Source organism: Streptomyces sp. NPDC043685 (assembly GCF_056436585.1).
The window spans coordinates 71165-97945 of sequence record NZ_JBWKCH010000002.1; the positions used below are offsets into that span (position 1 = coordinate 71165).

Consider the following 26781-nt stretch of genomic DNA (forward strand, 5'->3'; position numbering starts at 1 on the left):
GGAGGTCGGGTGGGTTACAGCCCGTCTATATACAAGTTCGCCGGGGGCGCCGACGTTCCCGTCCCGCTGGATCTCGAACTGGTCCGGGCCGTACTGGAACCTCACGATGTCGGGGATCCCGGACTGCGTTTCGACCTCGACGGCCACCTCCAGTTCTGGATCCGGGCCGGTGACGGCAGCGAGGCCGAGATCTTCGCCGGTGACACCGGCATCCTGGTCGAGCGCCCGCATTCCGGCGGGGTTTTCGGCATCATCGCCGAGCTGGTGTCGCGGCTGGGCGCGGTCGCCTTCGATCCCGGCGAGGGCCGGATCGTGTGCCGCGCGCAGGAGTACGCGCAGCTGCCCCTCGGCATGCGGAAGGACGCCGTGGTCATCGAGATGACGGGGGAACGGCTGGAGGCCGCGCTGTCAGGCCGGTCCCCGGGGTGAGGAGCCGGTGTGTTCCGTCAGGCGGGGTGGCAGCAGGGTCGTCTGCGGCACCGGGGCGCCGTGCAGCTTCCGCATCAGGAGTTCCACCGCGTGGGTGCCCAGCTCGTCGGCCGGCAGGGACACGGACGTGACCGGGACGCGGAGTGCGGCGGCCAGGTCGTCCGGGCAGACGGCCGTGACGGAAAGGTCGGCCGGGAGGCGCAGACCGAGGTGTTCGAAGGCGGCGAGCAGTGGATCCAGAAGAGCCTCGTTGTGCACCACCACGCCGGTCAGGGCCGGGTGTTCGCGCAGCAGCCGCTCGGCGAGCGGCCGGGCCGAGGCGGGGTCCGGACCGCTCGGATGGACGGACGAGGCCAGGCCCAGACGGGTCGCGGTGGCGGTGAAGCCCCGCATGAGGTGATGGGCGTAGGCCGTCCTTCGGAGATAGACCTCCGGGGGCGAGCCGATCAGGGCGACTGTGCGGTGGCCCAGGCTCGCCAGGTGGTTCACACATGCCTCGCCGGCCGCCTCGAAGTCGAGGTCCACGCAGGTCAGACCGTGTGGCTCCGCGGGGAGGCCGATCAGGACCGACGGGCGGTCGAGGGAGCGGAGCCGGCGCAGGCGGGGGTCGTCGAGCTCGACGTCCGTGAGCAGCAGCGCGTCCACCGAGGCCGTGTCCAGGGCGCGGCTCAGCGCCTCCTCGGCATCCTCCTGGGTGAGCAGCAGGACGTCGTGGCCGTGGGCGCGGGCCGTCGTCACCACCGACACGGCCAGCCGCATGATCACCGGGACGTGCACGCCGGGGCGCAGCGGCGCGGCCAGGGCCAGGACGTTCGGCATGCGAGCGGCCGGGGCGCGGGCGCCCGTGTGGGGGCGGTAGCCGAGTTCGCGGACGGCGGCCTCGACGCGCCGCCTGGTCTCGTCGGAGATCGGGCGCTTGCCGCTCAGCGCGTAGGAGACGGTACTGGGGGAGACCCCGGCCCGTCTCGCCACGTCCGTGATCGTGACCATCAGTCCAGCTCCAGGGTGAGCACACCCGTGCCGGGCGGGGCCTGGACATCGCGGTCGCCCGCCGCCAGGCTCCAGGCCGCCGTCGGGGCGCCGCATGTCGCCCGCAGGGTGTTCCCCTCGCGGACGACCGTGAAGGTCACGTCCCCGACCGGCACCGTCACCTCGTCACCGGGCCGCAGGCCGTACGCCCGCAGGGTGACGCCGTCGGCGTGGTCGTAGTCCGGCCGGTCGTCCCGCGCTCCCACCGGGATCACCGCGCCCGGCCGCACCAGCAGCGGCGCGCTCAGGAAGTCGTGCCGCTCGCGCACCCAGCGCGGGCCGGTCACCGTCGCGCCGGTCGAGAGGTGGGTCCAGGTGCCCTCCGGGACGTAGTACGTGACGTCGCCCTCGTCGCTGAACACCGGGGCGACCAGCAGGTCCGGGCCGAGCATGTACTGCCGTTCCAGGTGCGCGCACCCCGGGTCGTCCGGGAACTCCAGCACCATGGCCCGCATCATGGGCAGTCCCTCGGCGTGGGCCGTGCGGGCCGTCTCGTACAGGTAGGGCATCAGGCGGAGCTTCAGCCGGGTGAAGTGGCGTGCCACCTCGACCGACTCCTCGTCGAAGTGCCAGGGGACCCGGTAGGAGCTGCTGCCGTGCAGACGGCTGTGGGAGGAGAGCAGGCCGAAGGCCAGCCAGCGCTTGAACAGGGCCGGGGTGGGGGTGCCTTCGAAGCCGCCGATGTCGTGGCTCCAGAATCCGAAGCCCGACAGGCCGAGGGACAGTCCGCCGCGCAGCGACTCCGCCATCGACTCGTACGTCGCCTCGCAGTCACCGCCCCAGTGCACCGGGAACTGCTGGCTCCCCGCTGTCGCCGAGCGGGCGAAGAGCACGGCCTCCTGCTCCCCGCGGTGCTTGCGCAGCACCTCGAAGACCGTGCGGTTGTACAGGTACGTGTAGTAGTTGTGCATCCGCTCCGGATCGGAGCCGTCGGACCAGACCACGTCCAGGGGCACCCGTTCGCCGAAGTCGGTCTTGAAACAGTCGACGCCCTGGTCGAGCAGCGCCTCCAGCTTGGAGGCGTACCAGTCGCGGGCGGCCGGGGAGGTGAAGTCGACCAGGGCCATGCCGGGTTGCCACAGGTCCCACTGCCAGACACCGCCGTCCGGTCGCCTCAGCAGGTGCCCGAGCGCCTTGCCCTCGGCGAACAGCGGGGAGCGCTGGGCGATGTAGGGATTGATCCAGACCGAGACGCGCAGGTCACGGGCCTTCAGCCGGGCCAGCATGCCCTCCGGGTCGGGGAACACCCGGGTGTCCCACGTGAAGTCGCACCAGTGGAACTCCCGCATCCAGAAGCAGTCGAAGTGGAAGACGGACAGCGGCAGTTCACGCTCCCGCATGCCCTCGATGAAGGACGTCACCGTCTCCTCGTCGTACGAGGTCGTGAAGGACGTCGACAGCCACAGGCCGAACGACCAGGCGGGCGGCAGGGCCGGGCGGCCGGTCAGGGCCGTGTACTTGCGGAGGATCTCCTTCGGGGTGGGCCCGTGGATGACGTAGTACGTCAGCTCCTGCGTCTCCGCGCTGAACTGCACCCGGGACACCACCTCGGAGGCGACCTCGAAGGACACCTGGCCCGGGTGGTCGACGAAGACGCCGTAGCCCGCGTCCGTGAGGAAGAAGGGCACGTTCTTGTAGGCCTGTTCGCTGCACGTGCCGCCGTCGGCCTGCCAGACGTCGACGACCTGCCCGTTCTTCACCAGCGGGCCGAAGCGCTCACCGAGGCCGTAGACGGAGGTGCCGACCTTCAGGACCAGTTGTTCGCGCAGGTGGTGCGCGCCCGAGGCGTCCCGCATGATGCCCGTGTTCTTGTGGCCGCTGCTGGTGAGCGTGCGGCCGTGCGCGAGGAACTCGACATGCCAGGGGCCGCCCCTGGCCAGCCGGACCGACAGCGCGCCCGAGGTGAGGGTCGCGTGCTCGTCGTCGTACGAGATCTCCGCGGCGGCGTCCGACCTCGTCAGCTCGAAATCGGGTCCGCGCGACGGTCCGCCGGTGAAGTGCGTCAGCGTCAGGCCGATGACGTCCGGCATGGGGGTGTGCGCGCGGACCGTGAGGACCGGGCCGGTCAACAGGTCGCCGCGGGAGCGGACGGGCCGGGTCGGGGCGTGGATCTCCAGTCCGCCGTCCGACTCGGTCACGTCGAGGGCCTGGGCCGGGTGGGCGGCGGTGACGCCCTCACGCAGGAGCCAGTAGCCGTCGGTGAACTTCATGTGGGTGTCCCTACTTCCCGGCGCATGACGTCGAAGCGCTTCGACGATCGAACGTATGCGGGGTGCGTGAGGGCGTCAATGGGGCGTAAGGCACTCGGTGAAGCGATTCGAAGAGGGGCGCAGCGACAGCGCCAGGGCCAGGGCCGCCGCCGTCACCGGGACCGCGTAGCCCGCGGTCGGCGAGAAGTGCTCCACCGTCCAGCCGCCGAGCGCGCTGCCGCAGGCGATGCCGCCGAGCAGACCGGTCACGGCGAGGGTCATGCCCTCGTTCAGCCGGCCCTCGGGGGTGCGCTCCTGGACCAGCGTCATGGTGGTGACCATCGTCGGGGCCGTCGCCATCCCGGCGACCAGCAGCGTGGCCCCCACCAGGAGCAGCGAACCGGTGAAGGCCGCGGCAAGCGGCAGAAGCAGCAGCGCGGCCATCGCCGCCACGCACCGGGGCAGCCGGGCCGCGGCCGGACCGGTGGGCTTCGCGGCGCCGTACAGCAGGCCCGCCGCACAGGAGCCCGCGGCCTGGAGCGCGAGCACGATTCCGGCCACCGACGACCGGCCCTGCGCGTCGGCGAACGCCAGCGTGACGACCTCCGTCGCGCCGAAGACGCCGCCCATCGCCAGGCAGACCGCGAGCAGCGGGGGGATCCCGGGGGCGCGCAGGGGCGCCTTGCCGGGTATGTGCGCGCGGACCGGGGGCTCCGTCGCGCGCCGGGTCGTGAACAGGACCATGCCGGTCAGCAGCAGCACCGCGCCCACCAGCGTGCCCGCCTCGGGGAAGAACGTCCCGCACAGGAACGCCGCGAGCACCGGGCCCAGCATGAAGCACAGTTCGTCCGCCGCCTGCTCGAAGGAGTTGGCCGTGTGCAGTGCCTTCGGGTCGCCGGCCAGCAGATGGGCCCAGCGGGCCCGGGACATCCCGCCGGTGTTGGGTGTCGTGGCGGTGGCGGCGTAGGAGGCGAACAGGGTCCAGTCGGGGGCGTCGTGGCGCACGCACAGCAGCAGGGACAGGGAGCCGAGGACGGCGACGACCGTGGCGGGCAGGGCCACCCGGGCCTGACCGTGCCGGTCCACGAGCCGGGCGATCCCCGGCGCGACCAGCGCGGTCGCCGCGAGTCCCGTCGCCGTGACGGCGCCGGCCAGGGCGTACGAACCCCGGGTGCCGGCGATCATCACGACCGCGCTCACGCTGAACATGCCCATCGGCAGCCGGGCGATGAGGTTCCCGGCGGTGAACGCGCGGGTGCCCGGCAGACGGAACAGGCGGCGGTAGGGCTGGAGCCGAGGCATGCGCCCACCGTCGCCCGGGGGTGATCAAGCGGTCCAACACCTGTTCCGCACGCAGTCACACACCTGCGTTGTGAATCCGCGCGAGACGGCCGAAAGGGGGGTGGCCGGAAACGTTCGCTGCCTGTTCTTCATACAGGGATATGGAGATTCCTAATGCTTCTCATGCCGCATGGAAAAGATGCTCATTCGGGAAAGTCCTTCACTCGTTTGCCGCGCATCCGCCGAAGAGGGCCGACGGTTAGTCGGTACATGACCGAGGCGACCAGGAAAGACGGCTGGGCGGTAACGCTCGGCCCATACACCTACATTCCGGCTCCGGCGCACTCGTCGGCAACAGTCAACGGCACGCTCACCAGAGGTGGTTGTCCGGTCGCGTTGCAGGTGACCGAGTCGGTGCTGCGCGATTTCATCGATGCCATGAGCACCTTGGAAAAGGATCTCGCCCGGCGGTGGATCAGTGCGACGGATTGGCCGGCTTTCGCGCTTTCGAAATAGTCGGGGCGCGCCATGTACGAAAAAGTCGAAGGCACCGGCCGGCATCGGGCTCCGGCCCGGGACTTCATCACTCCCCTGACGCCACCGGACCCGACCTGGGACCCCGCCGAGGAACTCGCGTTCATCCTCGAGGAGGCCCTCGGCGAGCAGGCGACGAGGATCCCAGGACCCCGTGACGACGACCTGGCCGAGGCCGCCGAGCCGGCACCACCGGTCCCACCGATCCCCCAGGCCCCCACCCCGGGCACCCACATGCGGCGGCTCCAGGACATCACCGAGGAACTGCCGCCCGTCCGGGAGCTCCCCCGGCGGCACCGCAAGGTCCGGCCCCGCAAGGCCCCGGGCGTGCTGCGCACCACGAGCTTCCTGGTCGCCGCGATGGCGGCCGTCATCGCCCTCGCCGTGAGTCTGCTGAGCGCGGTCGTCGCCTACGACCCGCTGCGCCTGGTCGCGGTCTCGCCCGCGGCGCGTGGCCTGCGCACCTGGTGGCCCCTGCTGGTGTACGGGCCCTGGCTGGTGGGCTCCCTGTCCGTCCTGCGGGCCGCGCTGCACCAGCGCCGTGCCGTGCACTCCTGGTGCGTGGTCCTGGTCTTCTCCTGCATCGCCGTGCTGCTGTGCGTCGTCCAGGCGCCCCGGACGATCATGGGCACCGCGGCCGCGGCCCTGCCCGGGCTCGCCGCCCTCGCCTGCTTCCAGCAGGTGGTCCGCCAGATCACCCTGACCCGCCCACCGATGCGCTCGGTCCCGCGGCACCGGGTGGGACAGGCACTGTCGCCGTCCGGCACGGAGGGCCACCAGGGCGCGGACGCCCGCCCGGGCGAGACGGGGACGACCACGAGGAACACGGGCCCTTGAGCCCGGGCCCCCGGCCCTGCCCCCCCCGCCCGAGCACTCGCGGGCCGACCCCGCCTGAGCCCTCGCGGGGCCGACCCCGCCTGAGCCCTCGCCGGGCCGACCCCGCCTGAGTCCTCGCGGGCCGGCCCCGCCTGAGTCCTCGCGGGCCGACCGCGCCCTGAGCGAACCGGCCCGGGGCCCCTGCACCGGGCCCCGCCCGGGGCCTTCCGCCCTGGGGCCGCGTCTGATGCCCCGGGCCCGGGAGGCGGTGCAGCACCCGGCCCGGGCACCGGTCCAGGCGTCCCGCCCACGCCATGTGGGTCGACGCCCGGCCTTGAGCACACCGGCCCGGGGCCCCTGCACCGGGCCCCGCCCGGGTCCTCCCGCTCTGCGGTCGCGCCTGACGCCCCCGGCCCGGCACCCTTCCGCGCACCCCGGGCCCGGGACACCCTGCGGCCCTGCCTGGCGCCCCCGCCCGGCACCGTTCCAGGCGCCCCGGCCGGGCCCCGCCCCCGTCCTTCACGGCACCGGCACCCGCACCCCCCGCCCGTTGTAAGTTCGGCGCATGCCCGCCCACCTCGACCCCCGTCTGCTGCGTGGCTTCGTCACCGTCGCCGAGGAACTGCACTTCACACGGGCCGCCGTGCGGTTGCATGTGGCTCAGCAGGCGCTCAGCCGGGACGTGCGGCGGCTGGAGCGGGAGCTGAGGGCCGAGCTGTTCGTGCGGACCACCCGGCAGGTGACGCTGACCCCCGACGGGGAGCGGCTGCTGCCGTACGCCCGTCGGATGCTCCGGGCGCAGGACGAGCTGCTCGCCGCCTTCGACCAGGCCCGCCCCCTGTTGGTCGACCTCAACTTCCCCGGCCTGGTCACCGCCCGCCGCGTGCTGCACCGGGCGCGGGAGCTCGCGCCGGGTCACGAACTGATGGCCCGCTACGAGAGCGGCCTGACCGGAGCCGCCGGTGAGCTGCTCGCGGGCCGGTTGGACGCGTCGTTCGGACGGTTCGCCGGGCTGGACCCGGCTTTGCGGGCGGGGCTCGACCACCTGCCCGTGCGGTACGAGCCGATGGCGGTCGTGCTGCCCGAGGACCACCGGCTGGCCGCTCTGGAGGCGGTGCCACTCGCCGAGCTGGCCGGCGAGACCGTCTACGCGGGCGCCGGCAATCCGCGCACGCCCGAGTGGACCGGCCTCGCCAGGCTGCTGTTCGAGGGCCGGGGCATCGAGATCGCGCCACCCGCGCCACTGGCCGTCGGGGAGGAGGAGTTCCAGCGGGTCATGGCCAGAACACGCAACCCCATTCTGGCCGTCGTGGGCTTCCCGGAACTGCCGTCGACGGTGTTGCGGCCCCTGGTCGACCCCGTGCCGCTGTCCCCGCTGTCCCTGGTGTGGCGCAAGGGCCTGACCCACCCCGCGTTCGACGCGCTGCGGCAGGCGGCGGCCCGGCTCGCCGCCGAGGAGGGGTGGCTGCGGCGGCCCGCCGGGGGATGGATTCCGGCCGGTGACGATGTCCTCATGACGTCTCACGACTGACACGATTCGATACCCGCGCTCACACACAACCTCCCCGTGCGCTACATTCAACGTCTGAGCACGGTGTGGTAGTAGGGGGCGTTCGGACGGGTGGGGGCCCGATCCGACGGCGGGTGTTCAGGTCGTAGACGCACCCGAACCATCCCGTGGGGGGAAGTACGTGCCTGTGAAAAGTTGGCGAGAAGACGCCCAACCCGAGTGGCCCGAGGCCGCGGCGGCGACCGGGGAACTCCCTGCGGACGGCAGCGTCCGGGACCGGAGAGCCACCCAGGTGCGCGACGGTGACGACCGGGTGAGCGGCTACCGGCTGCCCGCCGGTACGGAGATACTGCGCGGCATCCCCCGGCAGAGCGAGGGCGAGGCCGACTCGTTCCGCTCGTTCGACTCCGGCACCGAGTCGCGGACCGCGGTCCGCGACCCCTGGCAGGAGGACGCCCACGCTGTCGGGCGCGCCGACGCCCCGGCCGTGCCCCCCGGCCCCGCCGGGCACACCCACGACCCGCACGAGGTCACCATCCAGCTCGACGCCGTACAACTCGGGGACGGGTTCGTGCGGCGGGTCGAGGACGGCATGGGCGCGGGCGCGGCCCCCGCCGACCGGCCGGTCTTCGTCGACGAGTCGGGCCGGCGCAGCCGTCGCTTCCGCCGGATCGGCATAGTCATCGCCCTGGCCTGCGGGGTGTACGCCGTCGTCATCGTCGCCACGCTGCTGTCGGGCAACTCCAACGCGCCCTGGCTGCCCGTACCGGGTCAGAAGCAGGATCCGTCGGCCGGGCAGGTCGACACCCCGCCGCTGCCCAAGCAGTCGGACCCGGCCGCCGACACCGGCACCACCGCTCCGAGCAGCGCGCCGACGGCCGACGAGGCCGTGTCACCCTCGCCCGAGGCCGGTGCCGGCACCGTCGAACACGCCGACACCGCCGAACCCGGCCGCCGCGGCGCGACGGAACGCCCCTCGCCGACCGCGACCCGGACCACACCGGCCCCGGGCACCGGCGTGACCGCCCCCGCCCCGACCAAGCCCGCCGATACGCCGACCACACCGGCCCCCGACCCGACGCCGACGGGCGAGCCCACGCCCGAGCCGACCGAGACCCTGGGGGCCGGCGACAGCGACGACACCGGCACGGTCGCCGAAGGCCCGGTCGAGACGCCGAGCGCCGAACCGACGCCCACCCTTTAGTGCCGACTCCTTCAGTGCCGACGGCCGGAAAGGCTCGCCGGACAGGCGTCCGGTGCGGTGCGCACGGCGGAGCATCGCCCGCGCACGGGAGGTACCCGGGTGATGCGATGACGCGGCGAGGTGCCCTGCCGAGCATCGCGAGCCGGTGACCTTCCCGGCCATCAGCACTGGTCCCGGCCGCGCGAGCGGTGCCTGCCACACAGCCCCCGGAGGAAGATCCGGGGGAGGGTGCTCCGGCGCCTCACGCTCGCGGACCCCGGGCTCCCGGTCCCGCTGAGCGGTGAGGGACTCGCCGACGGCGCCGCGAAACCCGCCGGCACCGTCCGCACCACCCACCGTCCCGGCGGCACCGCCGCCCCCGCAGAACCGCCGTCCCGCAGCACCGACGTCCCCGCACCACCCACCGTCCCCGCAGCACCCCATCCCGCACCACCCCGGAGTACCACCACCCATGGCATCCCGTACCCGCCGTTCCGGGCCGGCGCCCCGAGCCCGTGGCGGTTCCAAGCGCCGCCTGCCGCTGCGCCTCCTCCTGCCCCTGCTCGTCCTCGTCGCCCTGATGGCGATGCTCATGCTGCGCGGCTACGTGCACAGCGAGATCCTCGCCGACCACCGGGTCCGGCCGCCCGCCGCCACCGACCAGGTGCCGGAGAAGATCATGAGCGGCGGGCCCGTCATCGACACCCGCAGCGGCCGCACCGAGAGCCTGCGTGTGCCCGACCACCGCCTGGTGCTCACCTTCGACGACGGCCCCGACCCGGTCTGGACGCCGAAGGTCCTGGACGTCCTGAAGAAGCACGACGCGCACGCGGTCTTCTTCGTCACCGGCACCATGGCCTCGCGCTACCCCGAACTGGTCCGGCGCATGGTCGAGGAAGGCCACGAGGTCGGCCTGCACACCTTCAACCACCCGGACCTGTCCTACCAGTCCAAGAAGCGCATCGACTGGGAACTGTCCCAGAACCAGCTCGCCCTCTCCGGCGCGGCGGGCATCCGTACCTCCCTCTTCCGGCCGCCGTACTCCTCCTTCGCCGACGCCATGGACAACAGGTCCTGGCCGGTGACCGAGTACATCGGCGACCGCGGCTACATCACCGTCGTCAACAACACCGACAGCGAGGACTGGCGCAGGCCCGGCGTCGCCGAGATCGTCCGACGTGCCACGCCCAAGGGCGGCAAAGGCGCGATCGTCCTGATGCACGACTCCGGCGGAGACCGCCACCAGACCGTCGCGGCACTGGACCGCATGCTGCCCGACCTGCGTGCGAAGGGCTACGCGTTCAGCAACCTCACCGAGGCCCTCGACGCCCCGAGCGCGCACTCCCGCGTCACCGGCCTCGACCGGTGGAAGGGCGCGGCGTGGATCTTCCTGGTCCAGGTCTCCGAGCACCTCACCGACGGGCTGGTCGTCGGACTCGCGATCGTCGGCACCCTCGTCATCGGCCGTTTCGTGCTGATGCTGCTGCTCTCCGGGGTGCACGCACGCCGGGTGCGCCGCCGCGGCTTCCGCTGGGGAGCGCCGATCACCGAACCGGTGTCGGTCCTCGTCCCGGCGTACAACGAGGCCAAGTGCATCGAGAACACCGTCCGTTCCCTCGCCGAGAGCGACCACCCCATCGAGGTCCTCGTCATCGACGACGGCTCCTCCGACGGCACGTCACGGATCGTGGAGGCCATGGGCCTGCCGAACGTCCGGGTCGTCCGCCAGCTCAACGCGGGCAAGCCCGCCGCGCTCAACCGCGGTGTGGCCAACGCCCGCTACGACCTGATCGTGATGATGGACGGCGACACGGTCTTCGAACCGTCCACCGTGCGTGAACTGGTGCAGCCCTTCGGCGACCCGCGCGTGGGCGCGGTGGCGGGCAACGCCAAGGTCGGCAACAAGGACACCCTCATCGGCGCCTGGCAGCACATCGAGTACGTGATGGGCTTCAACCTCGACCGCCGGATGTACGACGTGCTGCGCTGCATGCCCACGATCCCCGGCGCGGTCGGAGCCTTCCGCCGCAGCGCGCTGGAACGGGTCGGCGGCATGAGCGACGACACCCTCGCCGAGGACACCGACATCACCATGGCCCTGCACCGCGACGGCTGGCGCGTGGTCTACGCGGAGAACGCCCGTGCCTGGACCGAGGCACCGGAGACCGTCCAGCAGCTGTGGTCCCAGCGCTACCGCTGGTCGTACGGCACCATGCAGGCCATCTGGAAACACCGCCGGGCCCTGGTCGACAAGGGCCCCTCGGGCCGCTTCGGCCGCGTCGGCCTGCCGCTGGTGTCCCTCTTCATGGTCCTGGCGCCCCTGCTGGCCCCGCTGATCGACGTGTTCCTCGTCTACGGCCTCGTGTTCGGCCCCACCCAGAAGACGATCATGGCGTGGCTCGGCGTCCTGGCCATCCAGGCGGTCTGCGCGGCCTACGCCTTCCGGCTCGACCGCGAGCGCATGACCCACCTCGTCTCGCTGCCCCTGCAGCAGATCCTTTACCGCCAGCTGATGTACGTCGTACTGCTCCAGTCCTGGATCACCGCCCTCACCGGCGGCCGGCTGCGCTGGCAGAAGCTGCGGCGCACCGGCGTGGTCGACGCGCCCGGCGGCGGCCCCGTACCGCGCCAGCGGTCCCAGAACAGCTCCGACCGGAGGCCGGTGGCATGACCCACGGAAACCCGATCCCCACGTCATCGGCGGCGTCCGGCATGCCGGGGGCGTCCTACGGCATGCCGCGTCAGCGCACGACCGGCACCGCACCGGAGGGCGGAACCGACACCGCGACCGCCCCCACCGCGCCGGCGCGCCAGGGCGGCGGCCGTGACCGCTACCTCGACCTGCTGCGCTCGATCGCCCTGGTCCGTGTCGTCGTCTACCACCTGTTCGGCTGGGCGTGGCTGACGGTGCTGTTCCCGTCGATGGGCGTGATGTTCGCGCTGGCGGGCTCGCTGATGGCGCGCTCGCTGAACCGCCCGGCGCTCGGTGTGATCCGGGGCCGGATCCGCCGGCTCCTGCCCCCGCTCTGGGTGTTCGGCGCGGTGGTGCTGGCGATGATGTTCGCGGCCGGCTGGAACCCGCTGAAGGACCCGGACCACGGCGGTGCCTGGGGCCTGGTCGATCTGGCCAACTACTTCTTCCCCGTCGGCGCCCCGCCCTTCCCCTGGCACCTCGGCGCCAAGTCCGGGCTGCTGGAGGAGACCTGGGCGGTGCAGGCGGCCGGTCCGCTGTGGTACCTGCGGGCCTACCTCTGGTTCGTCATCGCCTCCCCGCTGCTGCTGTGGGCGTTCCGCCGGGCACCGTGGCCGACGCTGCTGGCACCGCTGGGCCTCACGGCGGTCGTCGGCACGGGCCTGGTGAAGATCCCCGGCGAGACGGGCAACGCGGTGACCGACTTCGCGGTCTACGGCGGCTGCTGGATCCTGGGCTTCGCCCACCACGAGGGCCTGCTCAAGCGGATCCCCCGCTACCTGGCGATCTCCTGCGCGGCCCTGCTCATGGCCTTCGGCCTGTGGTGGGCCTCGGGCCACCTGGGCCCCGACGGCTGGGACCTGAACGACATCCCCCTGTCCCAGGCGGCCTGGTCCTTCGGCTTCGTGGTGATCCTGCTCCAGTACTCCCCGTCCTGGCGCGAACTCCCGGGCCGCCTGGCCAGGTGGGACAAGCTCGTGACCCTCTCCAACAACCGCGCTGTCACGATCTACCTCTGGCACAACCTCCTCATCATGGCCACGGTCCCGATCCTCGACCTGCTCTACGAACTGCCGTTCCTCCAGAGCGACAGCGCGGTGTCCGCCCTGGACAGCACGTACACCGTCTGGATGTTCGCCCTGGTCTGGCCCCTGATCGGCGCGGCGATCCTCCTGTTCGGCTGGGTCGAGGACATCGCGGCGAAGCGGTCGCCGCGGTGGTGGCCGAACGGGCAGGGCGGCAAGAGCGGGAGGCGCCGGCGGTAGGGGGCGGGCCGACGCGGGGAGGCCCCGTTCCACGGGCTGTACCGGTGTGGAAAACTGCACGGGTTGCGTTTGTGAACGAAGTGACCCGGGGGAGCGGTGGGATGAGCAAGCGGCAGATGCAGAAAATGCTGCGGTTGATGGCGAGCGGGGAACCGGTAGAACTCACCAGCCCGATGGCGTCCGTGAAGAAGCTGGCCCGGCTGGCCTTCGTCGCCCAGCAGTTCGGCTACGAGTACGCCGACGTCCGGCAGAGCAGCGGCCGCAACGGCGCGCTCACCATGCTGATCCTGCCCGACCCGAGCCCGCAGGCGCGGGCCCGGGCCGGGCAGAACTGGGCCCACTACCCCAACGCCGCGGACGGTGTCTCCCTGCCGCCGCTCGTGCCCGACGCCTTCGAATTCCTCAAGGCCCGCATCAACTTCGACCTCACCGGCAAGAACGCCGAGAAGCGCATGGGGTACGCGGCTCTGGGTGCCACCGTCGGCTGCGCGATCCTCGGCTTCCGCTTCGGGGGCGAGTCCGCCGACTTCATCGTGGCCGGCGCGGTGTGGCTGGTGGTCATGGCGATCCTGGGCATCGGCCTGGCGGTGACGCGCAAGCGCAACGCCAAGTTCGCGGCCCGGTTGCAGGCCGCGGGCTTCACGCCGGTGCACGACGAGAACGGGCGGCTGCGGTATGTGCCGCCGGGGGCGCAGGTGCCCGGGCAGGGCAATCCGTTCGCGGGCGGGCCGTACGGCGGCGCCGCGCCGGGCCCGGTGACGGCAACGCCGCCGGCCTACGGGCAGCAGCCGCCCGGGCCGTACGCCCAGCCGGCGCCGGGCCCCTACGCCCAGCCCGCGCCGGGGCCCTACCCCGGTCAGCCCGCGCAGGCTCCCTACGGCGGTCAGCCCGCGCAGGCGCCGTACCCGGGTCAGCCCGCGCAGGCTCCCTACGGCGGCCGGCCCGCGCCCGGCCCCTATGGCGCGCAGCCCCCGGGCCCGTACGGGCAGCCCCACCACCAGCCGCAGCCGCAGCCCGGGCAGAACCCCGCCTGGCAGCCTCCGCAGCACTGACCCCGAAACCTCGCGGAACCTCTCATCCCGCCCGAGCGCGGGGTGAGAGCAACGTTCCCTCGCGGTCACTCACTGCCACAGACAGGAAACGCATCCTCCCTACCTTCGGGATCAGTCACGAGTACGACCGAGCCCCGGAGCACAGTGGAGGCGTCATGACAGGCCCTGGCACGGCACCCGTACCCCCGAGCAAGGGCGGACGCTGGATCCGGCACTGGGATCCCGAGAACGAGACGTTCTGGAAGGAGACCGGGGAGAAGGTCGCCCGCCGGAACCTGTTCTTCTCCGTGCTCTCCGAGCACATCGGCTTCTCGATCTGGACCCTGTGGTCCGTGCTGGTGCTCTTCATGGGCCCGGAGTACGGGCTGACCCCCGCCGACAAGTTCATGCTGACCTCGATGGTCACGCTGGTCGGCGCCGTCGTCCGCGTCCCCTACACCTTCGCCGTGGCGATCTTCGGCGGACGCAACTGGACGATCATCTCCGCCTCGCTGCTGCTGATCCCGACCGTCGCCGCGTTCGCCGTGATGGAGCCGGGGACCTCGTTCTCCACGTTCCTGCTGGTCGGCCTGCTCGCCGGTGTCGGCGGCGGCAACTTCGCCTCCTCCATGACCAACATCAACGCCTTCTTCCCGCTGCGGAAGAAGGGCTGGGCGCTCGGCCTGAACGCGGGCGGCGGCAACATCGGGGTGCCGGTGGCGCAGCTGGTCGCGCTGGCGATCATCGGCGCGGGCGGCGGTCCGCGGGTGCTGCTCGGGATCTACATCCCGCTGATCGTCGTGGCCGCCGTGATGGCCGCCCTCTTCATGGACAACCTGGAGAACGTCAAGAACGACACCGGCGCCGCCAAGGACGCCGCGCGGGACGGCCACACCTGGATCATGTCCCTCCTCTACGTCGGCACCTTCGGCTCCTTCATCGGCTACAGCTTCGCCTTCGGCCAGGTCCTGCAGAACCAGTTCGGCCGGACCCCGCTGGAGGCCGCCTACGTCACCTTCCTCGGCCCGCTGCTCGGCTCCCTGATCCGGCCCGTCGGCGGCCGTCTCGCCGACCGCTTCGGCGGCGCGCGGATCAGCCTGTGGAACTACGTCGCCATGGGCGTCGCCACGGCGGTCCTGATCGGCGCCTCCATGGAGAAGTCGCTGGCGCTGTTCACCGGGGCGTTCGTGGTGCTGTTCGTGCTCAGCGGGCTCGGCAACGGCTCGACGTTCAAGATGATCCCCGGCATCTTCCAGAACAAGGCGCTGGCCAAGGGACTGACGGGTGAGGAGGCGGCGGCGTACGGGCGGCGGCTCTCCGGGGCCTCCATGGGGCTGATCGGCGCGGTGGGCGCGCTCGGGGGCGTCGCCATCAACCTGGCCTTCCGTCAGTCGTTCCTCTCCTACGGCTCGGGCACCGGGGCGTTCGTCGCCTTCCTCGCCTTCTACGCGGTCTGCTTCGTGGTGACATGGGCCGTATACCTTCGCCGTACGGCTCCCCGGGTACCCGCCACCACGGCGACCTCGGAGGCGAAGCCGCAGCTCAGCTACGCCGAGGTGTGACGTAACACCAGCGACATCACGCCGATCCGAGCCTGTCACGAGCCGTTGACAGGCTCGATCGGCATGTAGGTACGCCGTACCACGAAGTACGACGACTGGATGCGGGACGAGAGCCATGTACGAGGAAGAACAGCGACCGGACCACGGACCCCTGGCGGGTTTCACCGTGGGAGTGACGGCCGCGCGCCGGGCCGAGGAGCTCGGGGTGCTGCTCCAGCGACGGGGAGCCGCCGTCCTGCACGCCCCCGCCCTGCGCATCGTGCCGCTCGCCGACGACAGCGAACTGCTGGCCGCGACGAAGGAGATCATCGAGCGGCTGCCGGACATCGTCGTGGCCACGACCGCGATCGGCTTCCGGGGCTGGGTCGAGGCCGCCGACGGCTGGGGGCTGGGCGAGGAGCTGCTGGCGCGGCTGGGCGGCGTACGGATCATGGCGCGCGGGCCGAAGGTCAAGGGCGCGGTGCGGGCCGCCGGACTGACGGAGGAGTGGTCGCCGTCGTCGGAGTCCATGGCGGAGGTGCTGGACCGGCTGCTGGAGGAGGGCGTCGACGGTCTGCGGATCGCGATCCAGCTGCACGGTGAGCCGCTGCCCGGGTTCGTGGAGGCACTGGAGGAGGGCGGGGCCGAGGTGCTCGGGGTGCCCGTCTACCGCTGGATGCCGCCGGAGGACATCACGCCGGTGGACCGGCTGCTGGACGCGACGGTCGCCCGGGCCCTGGACGCGGTCACCTTCACCAGCGCCCCGGCCGCGGCCTCGCTCCTCTCCCGGGCGAAGGAGCGCGGACTGCTCGACGAGGTCCTGGCGGCACTGGGCCACGACGTGCTGCCGGCCTGCGTGGGCCCGGTCACCGCGCTGCCCCTGCAGTCCCGCGGCATCGACACGATCCAGCCCGAACGCTTCCGGCTCGGCCCTCTCGTCCAGCTCCTCTGCCAGGAACTCCCCGCCCGGGCACGCTCCTTCCCGGTCGCCGGGCACCGCCTGGAGATCCGCGGCCATGCCGTCCTGGTCGACGGGGACCTCAAACCGGTTCCGCCCGCCGGGATGTCCCTGCTGCGGGCCCTCTCCCGCCGCCCCGGCTGGGTCGTCGCCCGCGCCGACCTGCTGCGTGCCCTTCCCGGGTCGGGCCGCGACGAACACGCGGTGGAAACGGCCATGGCCCGCCTCCGCACGGCCCTCGGCACCCCGAAGCTGATCCAGACGGTGGTCAAACGCGGCTACCGCCTGGCCTTGGACCCCAGCGCGGAGACGAAGTACGCGGACGCGTGATCCCGCCCGGGGGTTGAGCGCGAACAGGCCGAACGTGAGGGTGCCGGGTGGTGGCCTGCCCGGGGCGCCGGGGTGAGGCGTGCGCGAGGGGTTTCCGGCGTCGGCGTGGGCAGGCACTGTAAGAGGGAACGGTTTCCCGGCTCTCTCACGGCGTCTCGCCGAAGCCTCGCGACCGGGGTGAACCCCTAGGCGGTGACAGGCACATGGCACTGGGTACGGTCACGACCCCGTACGAGCTGCGCTTCGACGCCGGGCGGATCTGTCTGGACCTGCTCTCCACCACGCACCCGGAGGAGCGGCTCGACTCCGTGGACGTGCTGCGCGCCTGGATCACCGGCTCCGGACTCGTCCCGGCGGACACCGCCCTGGCCCACGCCGACACCGGCTGGCTGCCCGCCTTCCGCGAACTGCGCGACCAGATCGACCGGTTGGTGCGCTGCCGGCCGAGACCGGGAGCGGCGGCGTACGACCTCGCGCTGGCCCGCGTCAACGACCTGGCCCGCACCGCGCCCCCGGCCCCGCGCGCGGTCCGCGGCGACGACGGTCAGCTGCTGCGGCGGCTGGACGCCCCGCCCGGCTGCGCCGCCCTGCTCGCGGCCGTCGCCCGGGACGCCGTGGAGATGCTGACCGACCCCGCCGCCCGCGCGGCCCTGCGGCAGTGCGAAGGCGACAACTGCCCCATCGTGTACCTCGACACCTCCCGGGGGCGCAGGAGGCGCTGGTGCTCCAGCGAGGTCTGCGGAAACCGCGAACGCGTCGCCCGTCATCGCCGCCGCGCGGCACTCGCCCGCACCTGAAACGGAATTGAGTGGTCCGTGCACTCAATTCCCCTGTCCTAAATGCGACTTCTGAGACCGCGACAGCAAAGTGATTTCGATTACATGCCGTTTACCTACGCCACCGTAGGGAAGGCCTGGCTTGATCTGGCCGATGTGGCGGAAATGTAAAGAACGCGGGGTGGGAATGTGCACCCATGTCCACCTCGTCACGTCACTCGGAAGAAAACTGTCACCTCTCTTTGAACGCCCAACAGCTCCCGTCCGTACGGCTTGTGGAGCGACCGACTGGGGGAACCCCCGGACATCGGAGGTGGGCGTGCGCAAGGATTCCGTCGTGGCCAATGAACGAGCACCGAGGGCCCGACATCGCATGTCCCAGCCCTCGGAACCCGACGAGGAGCTGATGCGTGCGCTCTATCGCGAACACGCCGGACCCCTGCTGGCATACGTCCTGCGCCTGGTCGCCGGAGACCGGCAGCGCGCCGAGGACGTCGTGCAGGAGACGCTCATCCGTGCCTGGAAGAACGCCGGTCAGCTCAATCGGGCGACCGGATCGGTACGCCCCTGGCTGGTGACGGTCGCCCGGCGCATCGTCATCGACGGCCACCGCAGCCGGCAGGCCCGGCCGCAGGAGGTCGACCCGTCGCCGCTGGAGGTCATCCCCGCGGAGGACGAGATCGACAAGGCGCTGTGGCTGATGACTCTGTCGGACGCACTCGACGACCTGACCCCCGCCCACCGGGAGGTGCTCGTCGAGACGTATTTCAAGGGGCGTACCGTCAACGAGGCGGCCGAGACCCTGGGCATACCCAGCGGCACCGTCCGCTCCAGGGTGTTCTACGCCCTGCGTTCGATGAAGCTGGCACTGGAGGAGCGGGGGGTGACGGCGTGATGAGTGTTTACGGGGGTAATCAGGGATTCGGTACGGGAGGCATGGGTATGTCTGGACCCATGCAGGAATCTCCGGTGCCGAACGAACACGAGACCGTCGGCGCCTACGCCCTGGGCATCCTCGACGACGCCGAGGCCACCGCGTTCGAGGCCCACCTCGCGACCTGCGAATGGTGCGCCCAGCAGCTCGACGAACTGGCCGGCATGGAGCCCATGCTCGCCGCCCTCGCCGACCTGCCCGGCTCCGGCAGCACACCGGCGATCGGCGAGTCGCTGTCCGCGAAGCCCCGCCCGCGCCTGGTCGAGAAGCTGGTCGACGAGGTCGCCGACCGCCGCGCCCAGAAGCGCCGCCGCAGCTTCTACATGGTGGCCGCGGCCGGTGCGCTGATCATCGGCGGCCCCTTCGTCGCGGTCGCGACGAACGGCGGCGACAGCGGCGGCTCGGAGAACCGCCCGCTCGCCGCGAGCCCCGCCAAGGAGGCCTTCGACGGCATCTCCGACAAGATCTCGGCCACCGACCCGACCACCAAGGTCACCGCGACGGTCGCCCTCCAGAAGAAGGACTGGGGGACGGGCGTGGTCACCGAGATCAAGAACGTCAAGGGCCCGCTCAAGTGCGCCCTCGTCGCGGTCGGCAAGAACGGCGAGCGCGAGACCCTGTCCTCCTGGTCCGTCCCGGAGTGGGGCTACGGCCTCCCCGACGCCGAGACCGAGAAGGCCAAGCAGCCGCTGTACGTCCAGGGCGGCGCCGCGTTCGACCCGAACCAGATCGACCACTTCGAGGTCGTCACCTTCGACGGCAAGCGGCTGGTCGAGGTCGACGCGTAGGACTGTTCGGCCGTACGGCGGGCGCCATCGGGGCAACAGCTCCCGCGCCTGCCGCCGGCCCGTAGCTTCGAGGGGCCCCCTTCGCGTACGGTTGACGGCTGCCCAGCACGTCAGAAGGGGGCCCGGTGGCCGCTCAGGCTCACAGACAAGACGCGGTCGGTTCGGTACACGACTCGGTTCGTGACCGGGAGATCCGCGTCGAACAGGAACACCTGGACCGGGTGTACCGGCGCCTCGAGGAGAAGATCCACGAGGCGGAGTTCCTCATGCAGGACGCGGCCCGGCGCGGCCAGGTCGGCACCCCCGGCGCACTGGCCGAGCGGGACGCCCAGGTCTTCCGCGCGGGCATCCACCTCAGCCGGCTCAACAACGAGTTCGAGGACTTCCTCTTCGGCCGTATCGACCTGCTGACCGGCAAGGACGGCAAGAAGGGACCCGACGGGGCGTACACCGCGATCGAGCCGGCGGAGGGCGCCGTACGCCCCGACGCCACCGCCGACATCGCCGAGACCCTGCACATCGGCCGTATCGGCGTCCTCGACCAGGACTACGCGCCGCTGGTCATCGACTGGCGGGCCCCCGCGGCGGCCCCGTTCTACCGCTCCACCCCGGTCGACCCCGGCCGCGTCGTCCGCCGCCGCGTGATCCGCTCCAAGGGCCGCCGGGTGCTGGGCGTCGAGGACGACCTGATGCGCCCCGAGCTGACGGCGTACCTCGACGGCGAGGAACTGCCCGTCATCGGCGACGGCGCCCTGATGGCCGCGCTCGGGCAGGCCCGCGGCCACACCATGCGCGACATCGTCGCCTCCATCCAGGCCGAGCAGGACCTGGTCATCCGCGCCCCCGCCGCCTCGGTGACGTACGTCGAGGGCGGCCCGGGCACCGGCAAGACCGCCGTCGCCCTGCACCGCGCCGCCTACCTCCTCTACCAGGACCGGCGCCGCTACGCCGGCGGCATCCTGATCGTCTCGCCCACCCCGCTGCTCGTCGCCTACACCGAGGGCGTGCTGCCCTCGCTCGGCGAGGAGGGCCAAGTCGCCATCCGCGCCATCGGCTCCCTGGTCGAGGGAGCCGAGGCGACGCTCTACGACTCCCCGTCCGTGGCCCGCGCCAAGGGGTCCTCCCGCATGCTGAGGGTGCTGCGGAAGGCCGCGCGCGGCGCCCTGGAGCTGAACGACCCACCGGCCCGGCTGCGCGTGGTCGCCTTCGGCCGCCGCCTGGAACTGGAGGCCGGGGAGCTGGACGGCATCCGCCGCGCCGCCCTCGGCGGCACCGCCCCGGTCAACCTGCTGCGCCCCCGCGCCCGCAAGCTCCTGCTGGACGCCCTGTGGGAGCGGTCGGGCGCGGCCGGCCGGCACAGCGACCCGGAGCTCGCGGCGGAGCTGCGCTCCTCCTTCGACGAGGACATCACCTCCGAGGACGCCTTCATCGCCTTCCTCGACGCCTGGTGGCCGGAGCTGACCCCGGCGGCCGTCCTGGACGCCATGGCCGACGAACGCCGCCTCGGCCGCTGGGCCCGGCGCATCCTGAACCCCGGCGAGGTCCGCAAGGTCGCCCGTTCCCTCAAGCGCGAGGGCCGCTCGGTGCACGACATCGCCCTGCTCGACGAGCTCCAGGCCGTCCTCGGCGCCCCGGCCCGCCCCCGCAAGAAGCGCGAACTCGACCCGCTCGACCAGCTCACCGGCCTGGAGGAGCTGATGCCGGTGCGCGAGGAGACGCAGCGCGAGCGCGCCGAGCGCCTCGCCCAGGAGCGCGTGGAGTACGCCCACGTCATCGTCGACGAGGCCCAGGACCTCACCCCGATGCAGTGGCGCATGGTCGGCCGCCGCGGCCGGCACGCCACCTGGACGGTCGTGGGCGACCCGGCCCAGTCCTCCTGGTCCGACCCGGACGAGGCGGCCGAGGCGCGCGACGAGGCCCTCGGCAGCCGCCCGCGCCGCCGCTTCGAACTCACCGTGAACTACCGCAACCCGGCCGAGATCGCCGAACTGGCCGCGAAGGTCCTCGCCCTCGCCATGCCCGGCTCGGTGTCGCCGAAGGCGGTCCGCTCCACCGGGGTCGAGCCCCGCTTCACCGTCGTGCAGGACACGCTGGGCGCGACCGCCCGCGACGAAGCGGCCCGGCTGCTGGAGCGGGTCGACGGCACGGTCGGCGTGGTCGTCGCCATGCAGCGCCGCGAGGAGGCACGCCGCTGGCTCGCCGGTCTCGGCGACCGGGTCGTGGCACTGGGCAGCCTGGAGGCGAAGGGCCTGGAGTACGACGCGACGGTCGTGGTCTCCCCGGCGGAGATCGCCGACGAGTCCCCGGCCGGCCTGCGTGTCCTGTACGTCGCGCTGACCCGCGCCACCCAGCAGCTGACGGTCGTCTCGGCGGACCGGGACGAGCCCGACGCGGCGGGAGTACCGGATCTGCTCAGGGACTGAGGCCCGATACCCACTTGCCGGCGAAATGAACTACCGGTACGGGAATGGCCTTACGGGATCTGTTTGTTAGCCTGGACGTGGCACCGGCTCGATCCAAGCCCCCGGGCCCAACCTTCGTCGCTACGAGCGACCACTTGCCGCGAGGCGAGCATGGCGGGTCGGTGCCACTTACTTGAGAAAGAGACCCACGTCCACGTGACGTGGGTCTCTTTTTTCCGGCCCCTCGCCCCTCGTTCCGCGAACAAAACGTTCGCAATCGAGGGCGGCTACCTGCTACTCAGCGGTAGGTGCGACGATCGGACGGCACAACTCAGCGTCAGGTGAAAGCAGAGGAAGTCGGCCATGGCAACGGCGCCCAGCGTCTCCTACTCGATGACGGTCCGGCTGGAGGTGCCCGCGAGCGGAACCGCCGTTTCGCAGCTCACCACCGCCGTGGAGTCCTCCGGAGGCTCGGTGACCGGCCTCGACGTCACCGCGTCCGGTCACGAGAAGCTCCGCATCGACGTCACCATCGCGGCGACGTCGACCGCGCACGCGGACGAGATCGTCGAGGAACTCCGCGGCATCGAGGGCGTCACCCTGGGCAAGGTCTCGGACCGGACCTTCCTCATGCACCTCGGCGGCAAGATCGAGATGGCGTCGAAGCACCCCATCCGCAACCGTGACGACCTCTCCATGGTCTACACGCCCGGTGTGGCCCGCGTCTGCATGGCGATCGCCGAGAACCCCGAGGACGCCCGCCGGCTCACCATCAAGCGCAACTCCGTTGCGGTCGTGACGGACGGCTCCGCCGTGCTGGGCCTGGGCAACATCGGCCCCAAGGCCGCGCTGCCCGTCATGGAGGGCAAGGCGGCCCTCTTCAAGCGGTTCGCCGGCATCGACGCCTGGCCGATCTGCCTCGACACCCAGGACACCGACGCGATCGTCGAGATCGTCAAGGCGATCGCCCCGGGCTTCGCGGGCATCAACCTGGAGGACATCTCCGCCCCGCGCTGCTTCGAGATCGAGGCCCGGCTGCGCGAGGCCCTCGACATCCCGGTCTTCCACGACGACCAGCACGGCACCGCGATCGTCGTCCTCGCCGCGCTGACCAACGCGCTGCGCGTCGCGGGCAAGGCGATCGAGAACATCCGTGTCGTCATGTCCGGCGCCGGGGCGGCCGGTACGGCCATCCTGAAGCTGCTGCTCGCCGCGGGCGTCAAGAACGCCGTCGTCGCCGACATCCACGGAGTCGTGCACGCGGGCCGCGAGGACCTGGTGGACGCCGCCCCGGACTCGGCGCTGCGCTGGATCGCCGACAACACCAACCCCGAGGGCCTCACGGGCACCCTCAAGGAGGCCGTGCGCGGCGCCGACGTCTTCATCGGCGTCTCGGCCCCGAACGTCCTCGACGGCGACGACGTGGCCGCCATGGCCGACGGCGCGATCGTGTTCGCGCTCGCGAACCCGGATCCCGAGGTCGATCCGGCAATCGCCCGTCAGACGGCCGCCGTTGTCGCCACGGGCCGCTCCGACTTCCCGAACCAGATCAACAACGTGCTGGTCTTCCCGGGCGTCTTCCGCGGCCTGCTGGACGCGCAGTCGCGGACGGTCAACACCGAGATGATGCTCGCCGCCGCCACGGCTCTCGCGAACGTGGTGACCGAGGACGAGCTGAACCCGAACTACATCATTCCGAGCGTCTTCAACGACAAGGTCGCGGGTGCGGTCGCCGGTGCCGTCCGGGACGCCGCCAAGGCGGCCGGCGCGACGGCGGGCAGCACGGCCGGCGTCTGAGGCCCAGGCCGCCCGGGCCCGCCTGGGGGCCCGGGGCGCCGGATCCGCGGACTGTGAGTAACCCCACGGCCGCCGGGAACCCGGCGCGTCGCACGACCCCTGTCAGCAGCGCAGCTATCGTGGCGCCAGGCTCAGGCCCTCTTTTCGTGTGACTCCCCAAGGGTGTTCTCACGACTCCTGCGGGTGCCGGATTGGCTTTCCCGCCGCAGGTAGAGGCAGGATGCGTCCCTGGGCGCGAGGGTCTGACGACGGACCCGGGTCCGGGGACTCACACAGGACCCTGGCAGCATCGGCTTCGATCTGACGCCTCAACGGCAAGATGAACACGGGAGTAACAACATGAACCGCAGTGAGCTGGTGGCCGCGCTGGCCGACCGCGCCGAGGTGACCCGCAAGGACGCCGACGCCGTGCTGGCCGCGTTCGCCGACGTCGTCGGCGACATCGTCTCCAAGGGCGACGAGAAGGTCACCATCCCCGGCTTCCTGACCTTCGAGCGCACCCACCGTGCCGCTCGCACCGCCCGCAACCCGCAGACCGGCGAGCCCATCCAGATCCCCGCCGGTTACAGCGTGAAGGTCTCCGCGGGCTCGAAGCTCAAGGAAGCCGCCAAGGGCAAGTAAGCGGCCCCTCGCGTGCGCCGTGGGCAACTGCGGACCGCCTGTGGCCGGTCGCGCAGTTCCCCGCGCCCCTGAGGGGCGCGCCACGCAGAGCCGTACGGAAATGCCGAGGGGCGGCCACCTGGAATCAGGTGGCCGCCCCTCGGCGTGTGCGATACGGAACTACCCGAGTGCCTTGCCGGGCAGTTCGACCTTCGCGCCCAGCTCCACGAGTTTCTCCATGAAGTTCTCGTAGCCGCGGTTGATGAGGCCGATGCCGTGGACGCGGGACGTGCCCTGGGCCGCCAGCGCCGCGATCAGGTACGAGAAACCGCCGCGCAGGTCGGGGATGACCAGATCCGCGCCCTGAAGCTTGGTCGGGCCGGAGACGACCGCCGAGTGCAGGAAGTTGCGCTGGCCGAAGCGGCAGTTCGAGCCGCCCAGGCACTCGCGGTAGAGCTGGATGTGCGCGCCCATCTGGTTCAGGGCGGACGTGAAGCCGAGGCGGGACTCGTAGACCGTCTCGTGGATGATGGACAGGCCCGTGGCCTGGGTCAGGGCGACCACCAGCGGCTGCTGCCAGTCGGTCTGGAAGCCCGGGTGCACGTCCGTCTCCAGCGCGATGGACTTCAGCTGCCCGCCGGGGTGCCAGAAGCGGATGCCCTCGTCGTCGATCTCGAACGCCCCGCCCACCTTCCGGTAGGTGTTCAGGAACGTCATCATCGAGCGCTGCTGGGCGCCGCGGACGTAGATGTCGCCCTCGGTCGCCAGCGCCGCCGACGCCCAGGAGGCGGCCTCGAGGCGGTCCGGCAGGGCGCGGTGGTTGTAGCCGCCGAGCTTGTCCACACCGGTGACGCGGATCGTCCGGTCGGTGTCCATCGCGATGATGGCGCCCATCTTCTGCAGGACGCAGATGAGGTCCTCGATCTCCGGCTCGACGGCCGCGTTCGAGAGCTCGGTGACACCCTCGGCGAGGACGGCCGTCAGCAGGACCTGCTCGGTCGCGCCGACGGAGGGGTAGGGCAGCTGGATCTTGGTGCCGCGCAGCCGCCGCGGCGCCTCCAGGTACTGGCCGTCCGCGCGCTTCTCGATGGTCGCGCCGAACTGCCGCAGCACCTCGAAGTGGAAGTCGATGGGCCGGCCGCCGATGTCGCAGCCGCCGAGGCCGGGGATGAACGCGTGGCCGAGGCGGTGCAGCAGCGGGCCGCAGAACAGGATCGGGATACGGCTCGAACCGGCGTGGGCATCGATGTCGGCGACGTTCGCGCTCTCCACGCGGGTCGGGTCCATCACCAGTTCGCCGGGCTCGTCACCCGGACGGACCGTCACACCGTGCAGCTGCAGCAGACCCCGTACGACTCGGACGTCGCGGATGTCCGGAACATTGCGGAGCCGGCTCGGAGCGCTGCCCAGCAGCGCTGCGACCATGGCCTTCGGTACGAGGTTCTTCGCACCGCGGACACGGATCTCGCCCTCCAGCGGGGTTCCGCCGTGGACAAGCAGGACATCGTCGTTGACGGTCATGAATCTCGCGTTCCATGGAGTCGGGCAGGGGCCAGGAGGGAAAGGGTAATCGCCCACCGCCCCCCTTCTGTAAGCCTGAGCAGGACCCAGCCACGTCATAGCTCTGTCACAACACGAACGGTTCCGTGCCGGGCACATGGGGTCACCGCTCCTTCCGTGCGCGTACAACGCTTCGGTGCGCCCTGAGCTGCGTGCACGGGTCTCCCCGTATTGGCTCCCCATGCCGAGGCAAGATGCGGGATCATGTCTGCCATGACCGAGGTGTCCTCGCTCACAGGGCGGTTGCTCGTGGCCACCCCCGCCCTGGCGGACCCGAACTTCGACCGTGCGGTGGTGCTGCTCCTCGACCACGACGAGGAGGGCTCCCTCGGTGTCGTCCTCAACCGCCCCACCCCGGTGGACGTGGGCGACATCCTGGAGGGCTGGGGAGATCTCGCCGTGGAGCCGGGTGTCGTCTTCCAGGGCGGCCCGGTGTCGCTGGACTCCGCCCTCGGCGTCGCGGTCGTCCCCGGCGGCGCGTCCGGCGAGGCCGCCCCGCTGGGCTGGCGGCGGGTGCACGGCGCGATCGGACTGGTCGACCTGGAGGCCCCGCCGGAGCTGCTGGCCTCCGCCCTCGGCTCGCTGCGCATCTTCGCCGGGTACGCCGGCTGGGGCCCGGGCCAGCTGGAGGACGAGCTGGTGGACGGCGCGTGGTACGTCGTCGAGTCGGAGCCCGGTGACGTCTCCTCCCCGTCCCCCGAGCGGCTCTGGCGCGAGGTGCTGCGGCGCCAGCGCAGCGAGCTGGCGATGGTCGCGACCTACCCGGACGACCCTTCGCTCAACTGATGCCTGTGAGCTTCAGTACCCTTGGCCCTATGAGCACTCTCGAGCCCGAGCGCGGGACTGGTACGGGGACCCTCGTTGAGCCGACGCCGCAGACCTCCCACGGTGACGGTGACCACGAGCGCTTCGCCCATTACGTCCAGAAGGACAAGATCATGGCGAGCGCCCTCGACGGCACTCCCGTCGTGGCGCTGTGCGGCAAGGTCTGGGTGCCGGGCCGCGACCCGAAGAAGTACCCCGTGTGTCCCATGTGCAAGGAGATCTACGAGTCCATGGGCTCCGGCGACGACGACAAGGGCAAGGGCGACAAGTAGGCCCGGCCCGCGGGGCGTGAAGCCCCCGGAGCACGCTTC

22 protein-coding genes are annotated in these 26781 nt (G+C 71.7%); 18 read left to right on the forward strand and 4 right to left on the reverse strand.

The genetic code is table 11. The features are described 5' to 3' along the window. Window positions 1-9 precede the first annotated feature (9 nt). Window positions 10-429 (forward strand): hypothetical protein, encoded by a 420-nt coding sequence (locus AC0665_RS05035; protein WP_478601862.1) that lies wholly within the window; start codon window positions 10-12, stop codon window positions 427-429. On the opposite strand, the gene AC0665_RS05040 is transcribed toward AC0665_RS05035, so the two are convergent. The 3 genes from AC0665_RS05040 to AC0665_RS05050 all read right to left on the reverse strand — a co-directional run bounded on the left by AC0665_RS05040 (window position 409) and on the right by AC0665_RS05050 (window position 4949). Next, entirely contained in the window at window positions 409-1419 is a 1011-nt protein-coding gene (locus AC0665_RS05040; protein ID WP_478704444.1) for a LacI family DNA-binding transcriptional regulator, read from the reverse strand. The genes AC0665_RS05035 and AC0665_RS05040 overlap by 21 nt on opposite strands. Further along, the gene (gene yicI / locus AC0665_RS05045; RefSeq protein WP_478704445.1) at window positions 1419-3668 is read right to left on the reverse strand and encodes an alpha-xylosidase; all 2250 of its coding nucleotides are present in this window, start codon (window positions 3666-3668) and stop codon (window positions 1419-1421) included. Before yicI ends, AC0665_RS05040 begins: the two co-directional genes overlap by 1 nt. Before the next feature lie 75 nt (window positions 3669-3743). Continuing rightward, window positions 3744-4949 (reverse strand): MFS transporter, encoded by a 1206-nt coding sequence (locus AC0665_RS05050; protein WP_478704446.1) that lies wholly within the window; start codon window positions 4947-4949, stop codon window positions 3744-3746. Window positions 4950-5198: 249 nt separating this feature from the next. Between AC0665_RS05050 and AC0665_RS05055 the strand changes: the two genes are divergently transcribed. The 15 genes from AC0665_RS05055 (at window position 5199) to AC0665_RS05125 (ending at window position 24106) form a co-directional block, all read left to right on the forward strand. Then, window positions 5199-5444: a hypothetical protein gene (locus tag AC0665_RS05055; protein WP_363122194.1), complete on the forward strand. Its 246-nt coding sequence runs from the start codon at window positions 5199-5201 to the stop codon at window positions 5442-5444. A 12-nt stretch (window positions 5445-5456) separates the two neighbouring features. Further along, a complete protein-coding gene (locus tag AC0665_RS05060) occupies window positions 5457-6299 on the forward strand; it encodes a hypothetical protein (RefSeq protein WP_478704447.1) in 843 nt (280 codons plus the stop codon). A 544-nt stretch (window positions 6300-6843) separates the two neighbouring features. Further along, a complete protein-coding gene (locus AC0665_RS05065) occupies window positions 6844-7809 on the forward strand; it encodes a LysR family transcriptional regulator (RefSeq protein ID WP_478508133.1) in 966 nt (321 codons plus the stop codon). 271 nt (window positions 7810-8080) lie between these two features. Continuing rightward, on the forward strand, window positions 8081-8992 hold the full coding sequence (locus AC0665_RS05070; protein WP_478704448.1) for a hypothetical protein: 912 nt from the start codon (window positions 8081-8083) through the stop codon (window positions 8990-8992). A gap of 451 nt (window positions 8993-9443) precedes the next feature. After that, a complete protein-coding gene (locus tag AC0665_RS05075) occupies window positions 9444-11642 on the forward strand; it encodes a polysaccharide deacetylase family protein (protein ID WP_468409676.1) in 2199 nt (732 codons plus the stop codon). Continuing rightward, window positions 11639-12928 carry an acyltransferase family protein gene (locus AC0665_RS05080; protein WP_468409674.1) on the forward strand — a complete coding sequence of 430 codons (1290 nt, stop codon included), beginning with the start codon at window positions 11639-11641 and terminating at the stop codon, window positions 12926-12928. Before AC0665_RS05075 ends, AC0665_RS05080 begins: the two co-directional genes overlap by 4 nt. A gap of 101 nt (window positions 12929-13029) precedes the next feature. Continuing rightward, complete coding sequence (locus tag AC0665_RS05085) at window positions 13030-13980, forward strand: hypothetical protein (protein WP_478704449.1); 951 nt, start codon at window positions 13030-13032, stop codon at window positions 13978-13980. Window positions 13981-14135: 155 nt separating this feature from the next. Next, the gene (locus tag AC0665_RS05090) at window positions 14136-15521 is read left to right on the forward strand and encodes a nitrate/nitrite transporter (RefSeq protein WP_468409671.1); all 1386 of its coding nucleotides are present in this window, start codon (window positions 14136-14138) and stop codon (window positions 15519-15521) included. A gap of 115 nt (window positions 15522-15636) precedes the next feature. After that, the gene (locus AC0665_RS05095) at window positions 15637-16788 is read left to right on the forward strand and encodes a uroporphyrinogen-III synthase (RefSeq protein ID WP_468409669.1); all 1152 of its coding nucleotides are present in this window, start codon (window positions 15637-15639) and stop codon (window positions 16786-16788) included. Between the two features lie 203 nt (window positions 16789-16991). After that, complete coding sequence (locus AC0665_RS05100; protein WP_478704450.1) at window positions 16992-17585, forward strand: CGNR zinc finger domain-containing protein; 594 nt, start codon at window positions 16992-16994, stop codon at window positions 17583-17585. A gap of 352 nt (window positions 17586-17937) precedes the next feature. Further along, window positions 17938-18459 carry a sigma-70 family RNA polymerase sigma factor gene (locus AC0665_RS05105; protein ID WP_010039908.1) on the forward strand — a complete coding sequence of 174 codons (522 nt, stop codon included), beginning with the start codon at window positions 17938-17940 and terminating at the stop codon, window positions 18457-18459. Then, entirely contained in the window at window positions 18459-19286 is an 828-nt protein-coding gene (locus AC0665_RS05110) for an anti-sigma factor family protein (protein WP_468409665.1), read from the forward strand. The genes AC0665_RS05105 and AC0665_RS05110 overlap by 1 nt, the downstream gene beginning before the upstream one ends. Window positions 19287-19411: 125 nt before the next feature. Beyond that, window positions 19412-21709, forward strand: coding sequence for a HelD family protein (locus AC0665_RS05115; RefSeq protein ID WP_478601886.1), 2298 nt, complete (start codon window positions 19412-19414; stop codon window positions 21707-21709). A 342-nt stretch (window positions 21710-22051) separates the two neighbouring features. Continuing rightward, the gene (locus tag AC0665_RS05120; protein ID WP_363122182.1) at window positions 22052-23485 is read left to right on the forward strand and encodes an NAD-dependent malic enzyme; all 1434 of its coding nucleotides are present in this window, start codon (window positions 22052-22054) and stop codon (window positions 23483-23485) included. A gap of 339 nt (window positions 23486-23824) precedes the next feature. Further along, a complete protein-coding gene (locus tag AC0665_RS05125) occupies window positions 23825-24106 on the forward strand; it encodes an HU family DNA-binding protein (protein WP_003990598.1) in 282 nt (93 codons plus the stop codon). A 159-nt stretch (window positions 24107-24265) separates the two neighbouring features. On the opposite strand, the gene murA is transcribed toward AC0665_RS05125, so the two are convergent. Continuing rightward, on the reverse strand, window positions 24266-25606 hold the full coding sequence (gene murA / locus AC0665_RS05130) for a UDP-N-acetylglucosamine 1-carboxyvinyltransferase (protein ID WP_356445774.1): 1341 nt from the start codon (window positions 25604-25606) through the stop codon (window positions 24266-24268). Between the two features lie 252 nt (window positions 25607-25858). Between murA and AC0665_RS05135 the strand changes: the two genes are divergently transcribed. Together AC0665_RS05135 and AC0665_RS05140 are read left to right on the forward strand one after the other, a co-directional pair. Continuing rightward, window positions 25859-26431, forward strand: a complete 573-nt coding sequence (locus AC0665_RS05135; RefSeq protein WP_352119173.1) for a YqgE/AlgH family protein — start codon at window positions 25859-25861, stop codon at window positions 26429-26431. 29 nt (window positions 26432-26460) lie between these two features. Next, window positions 26461-26742, forward strand: coding sequence for a DUF3039 domain-containing protein (locus tag AC0665_RS05140; RefSeq protein WP_010039914.1), 282 nt, complete (start codon window positions 26461-26463; stop codon window positions 26740-26742). The last annotated feature ends 39 nt before the right edge of the window (window positions 26743-26781 follow it).

Bases quoted from the DNA above. Each gene is read 5' to 3' on its own strand.
- AC0665_RS05040 (WP_478704444.1), bottom strand. From the start codon at position 1,419: ATGGTCACGATCACGGACGTGGCGAGACGGGCCGGGGTCTCCCCCAGT.
- yicI (WP_478704445.1), bottom strand. From the start codon at position 3,668: ATGAAGTTCACCGACGGCTACTGGCTCCTGCGTGAGGGCGTCACCGCC.
- AC0665_RS05050 (WP_478704446.1), bottom strand. From the start codon at position 4,949: ATGCCTCGGCTCCAGCCCTACCGCCGCCTGTTCCGTCTGCCGGGCACC.
- AC0665_RS05055 (WP_363122194.1), top strand. From the start codon at position 5,199: ATGACCGAGGCGACCAGGAAAGACGGCTGGGCGGTAACGCTCGGCCCA.
- AC0665_RS05060 (WP_478704447.1), top strand. From the start codon at position 5,457: ATGTACGAAAAAGTCGAAGGCACCGGCCGGCATCGGGCTCCGGCCCGG.
- AC0665_RS05065 (WP_478508133.1), top strand. From the start codon at position 6,844: ATGCCCGCCCACCTCGACCCCCGTCTGCTGCGTGGCTTCGTCACCGTC.
- AC0665_RS05075 (WP_468409676.1), top strand. From the start codon at position 9,444: ATGGCATCCCGTACCCGCCGTTCCGGGCCGGCGCCCCGAGCCCGTGGC.
- AC0665_RS05080 (WP_468409674.1), top strand. From the start codon at position 11,639: ATGACCCACGGAAACCCGATCCCCACGTCATCGGCGGCGTCCGGCATG.
- AC0665_RS05085 (WP_478704449.1), top strand. From the start codon at position 13,030: ATGAGCAAGCGGCAGATGCAGAAAATGCTGCGGTTGATGGCGAGCGGG.
- AC0665_RS05090 (WP_468409671.1), top strand. From the start codon at position 14,136: ATGACAGGCCCTGGCACGGCACCCGTACCCCCGAGCAAGGGCGGACGC.
- AC0665_RS05095 (WP_468409669.1), top strand. From the start codon at position 15,637: ATGTACGAGGAAGAACAGCGACCGGACCACGGACCCCTGGCGGGTTTC.
- AC0665_RS05100 (WP_478704450.1), top strand. From the start codon at position 16,992: ATGGCACTGGGTACGGTCACGACCCCGTACGAGCTGCGCTTCGACGCC.
- AC0665_RS05105 (WP_010039908.1), top strand. From the start codon at position 17,938: ATGTCCCAGCCCTCGGAACCCGACGAGGAGCTGATGCGTGCGCTCTAT.
- AC0665_RS05110 (WP_468409665.1), top strand. From the start codon at position 18,459: ATGAGTGTTTACGGGGGTAATCAGGGATTCGGTACGGGAGGCATGGGT.
- AC0665_RS05120 (WP_363122182.1), top strand. From the start codon at position 22,052: ATGGCAACGGCGCCCAGCGTCTCCTACTCGATGACGGTCCGGCTGGAG.
- AC0665_RS05125 (WP_003990598.1), top strand. From the start codon at position 23,825: ATGAACCGCAGTGAGCTGGTGGCCGCGCTGGCCGACCGCGCCGAGGTG.
- murA (WP_356445774.1), bottom strand. From the start codon at position 25,606: ATGACCGTCAACGACGATGTCCTGCTTGTCCACGGCGGAACCCCGCTG.
- AC0665_RS05135 (WP_352119173.1), top strand. From the start codon at position 25,859: ATGACCGAGGTGTCCTCGCTCACAGGGCGGTTGCTCGTGGCCACCCCC.
- AC0665_RS05140 (WP_010039914.1), top strand. From the start codon at position 26,461: ATGAGCACTCTCGAGCCCGAGCGCGGGACTGGTACGGGGACCCTCGTT.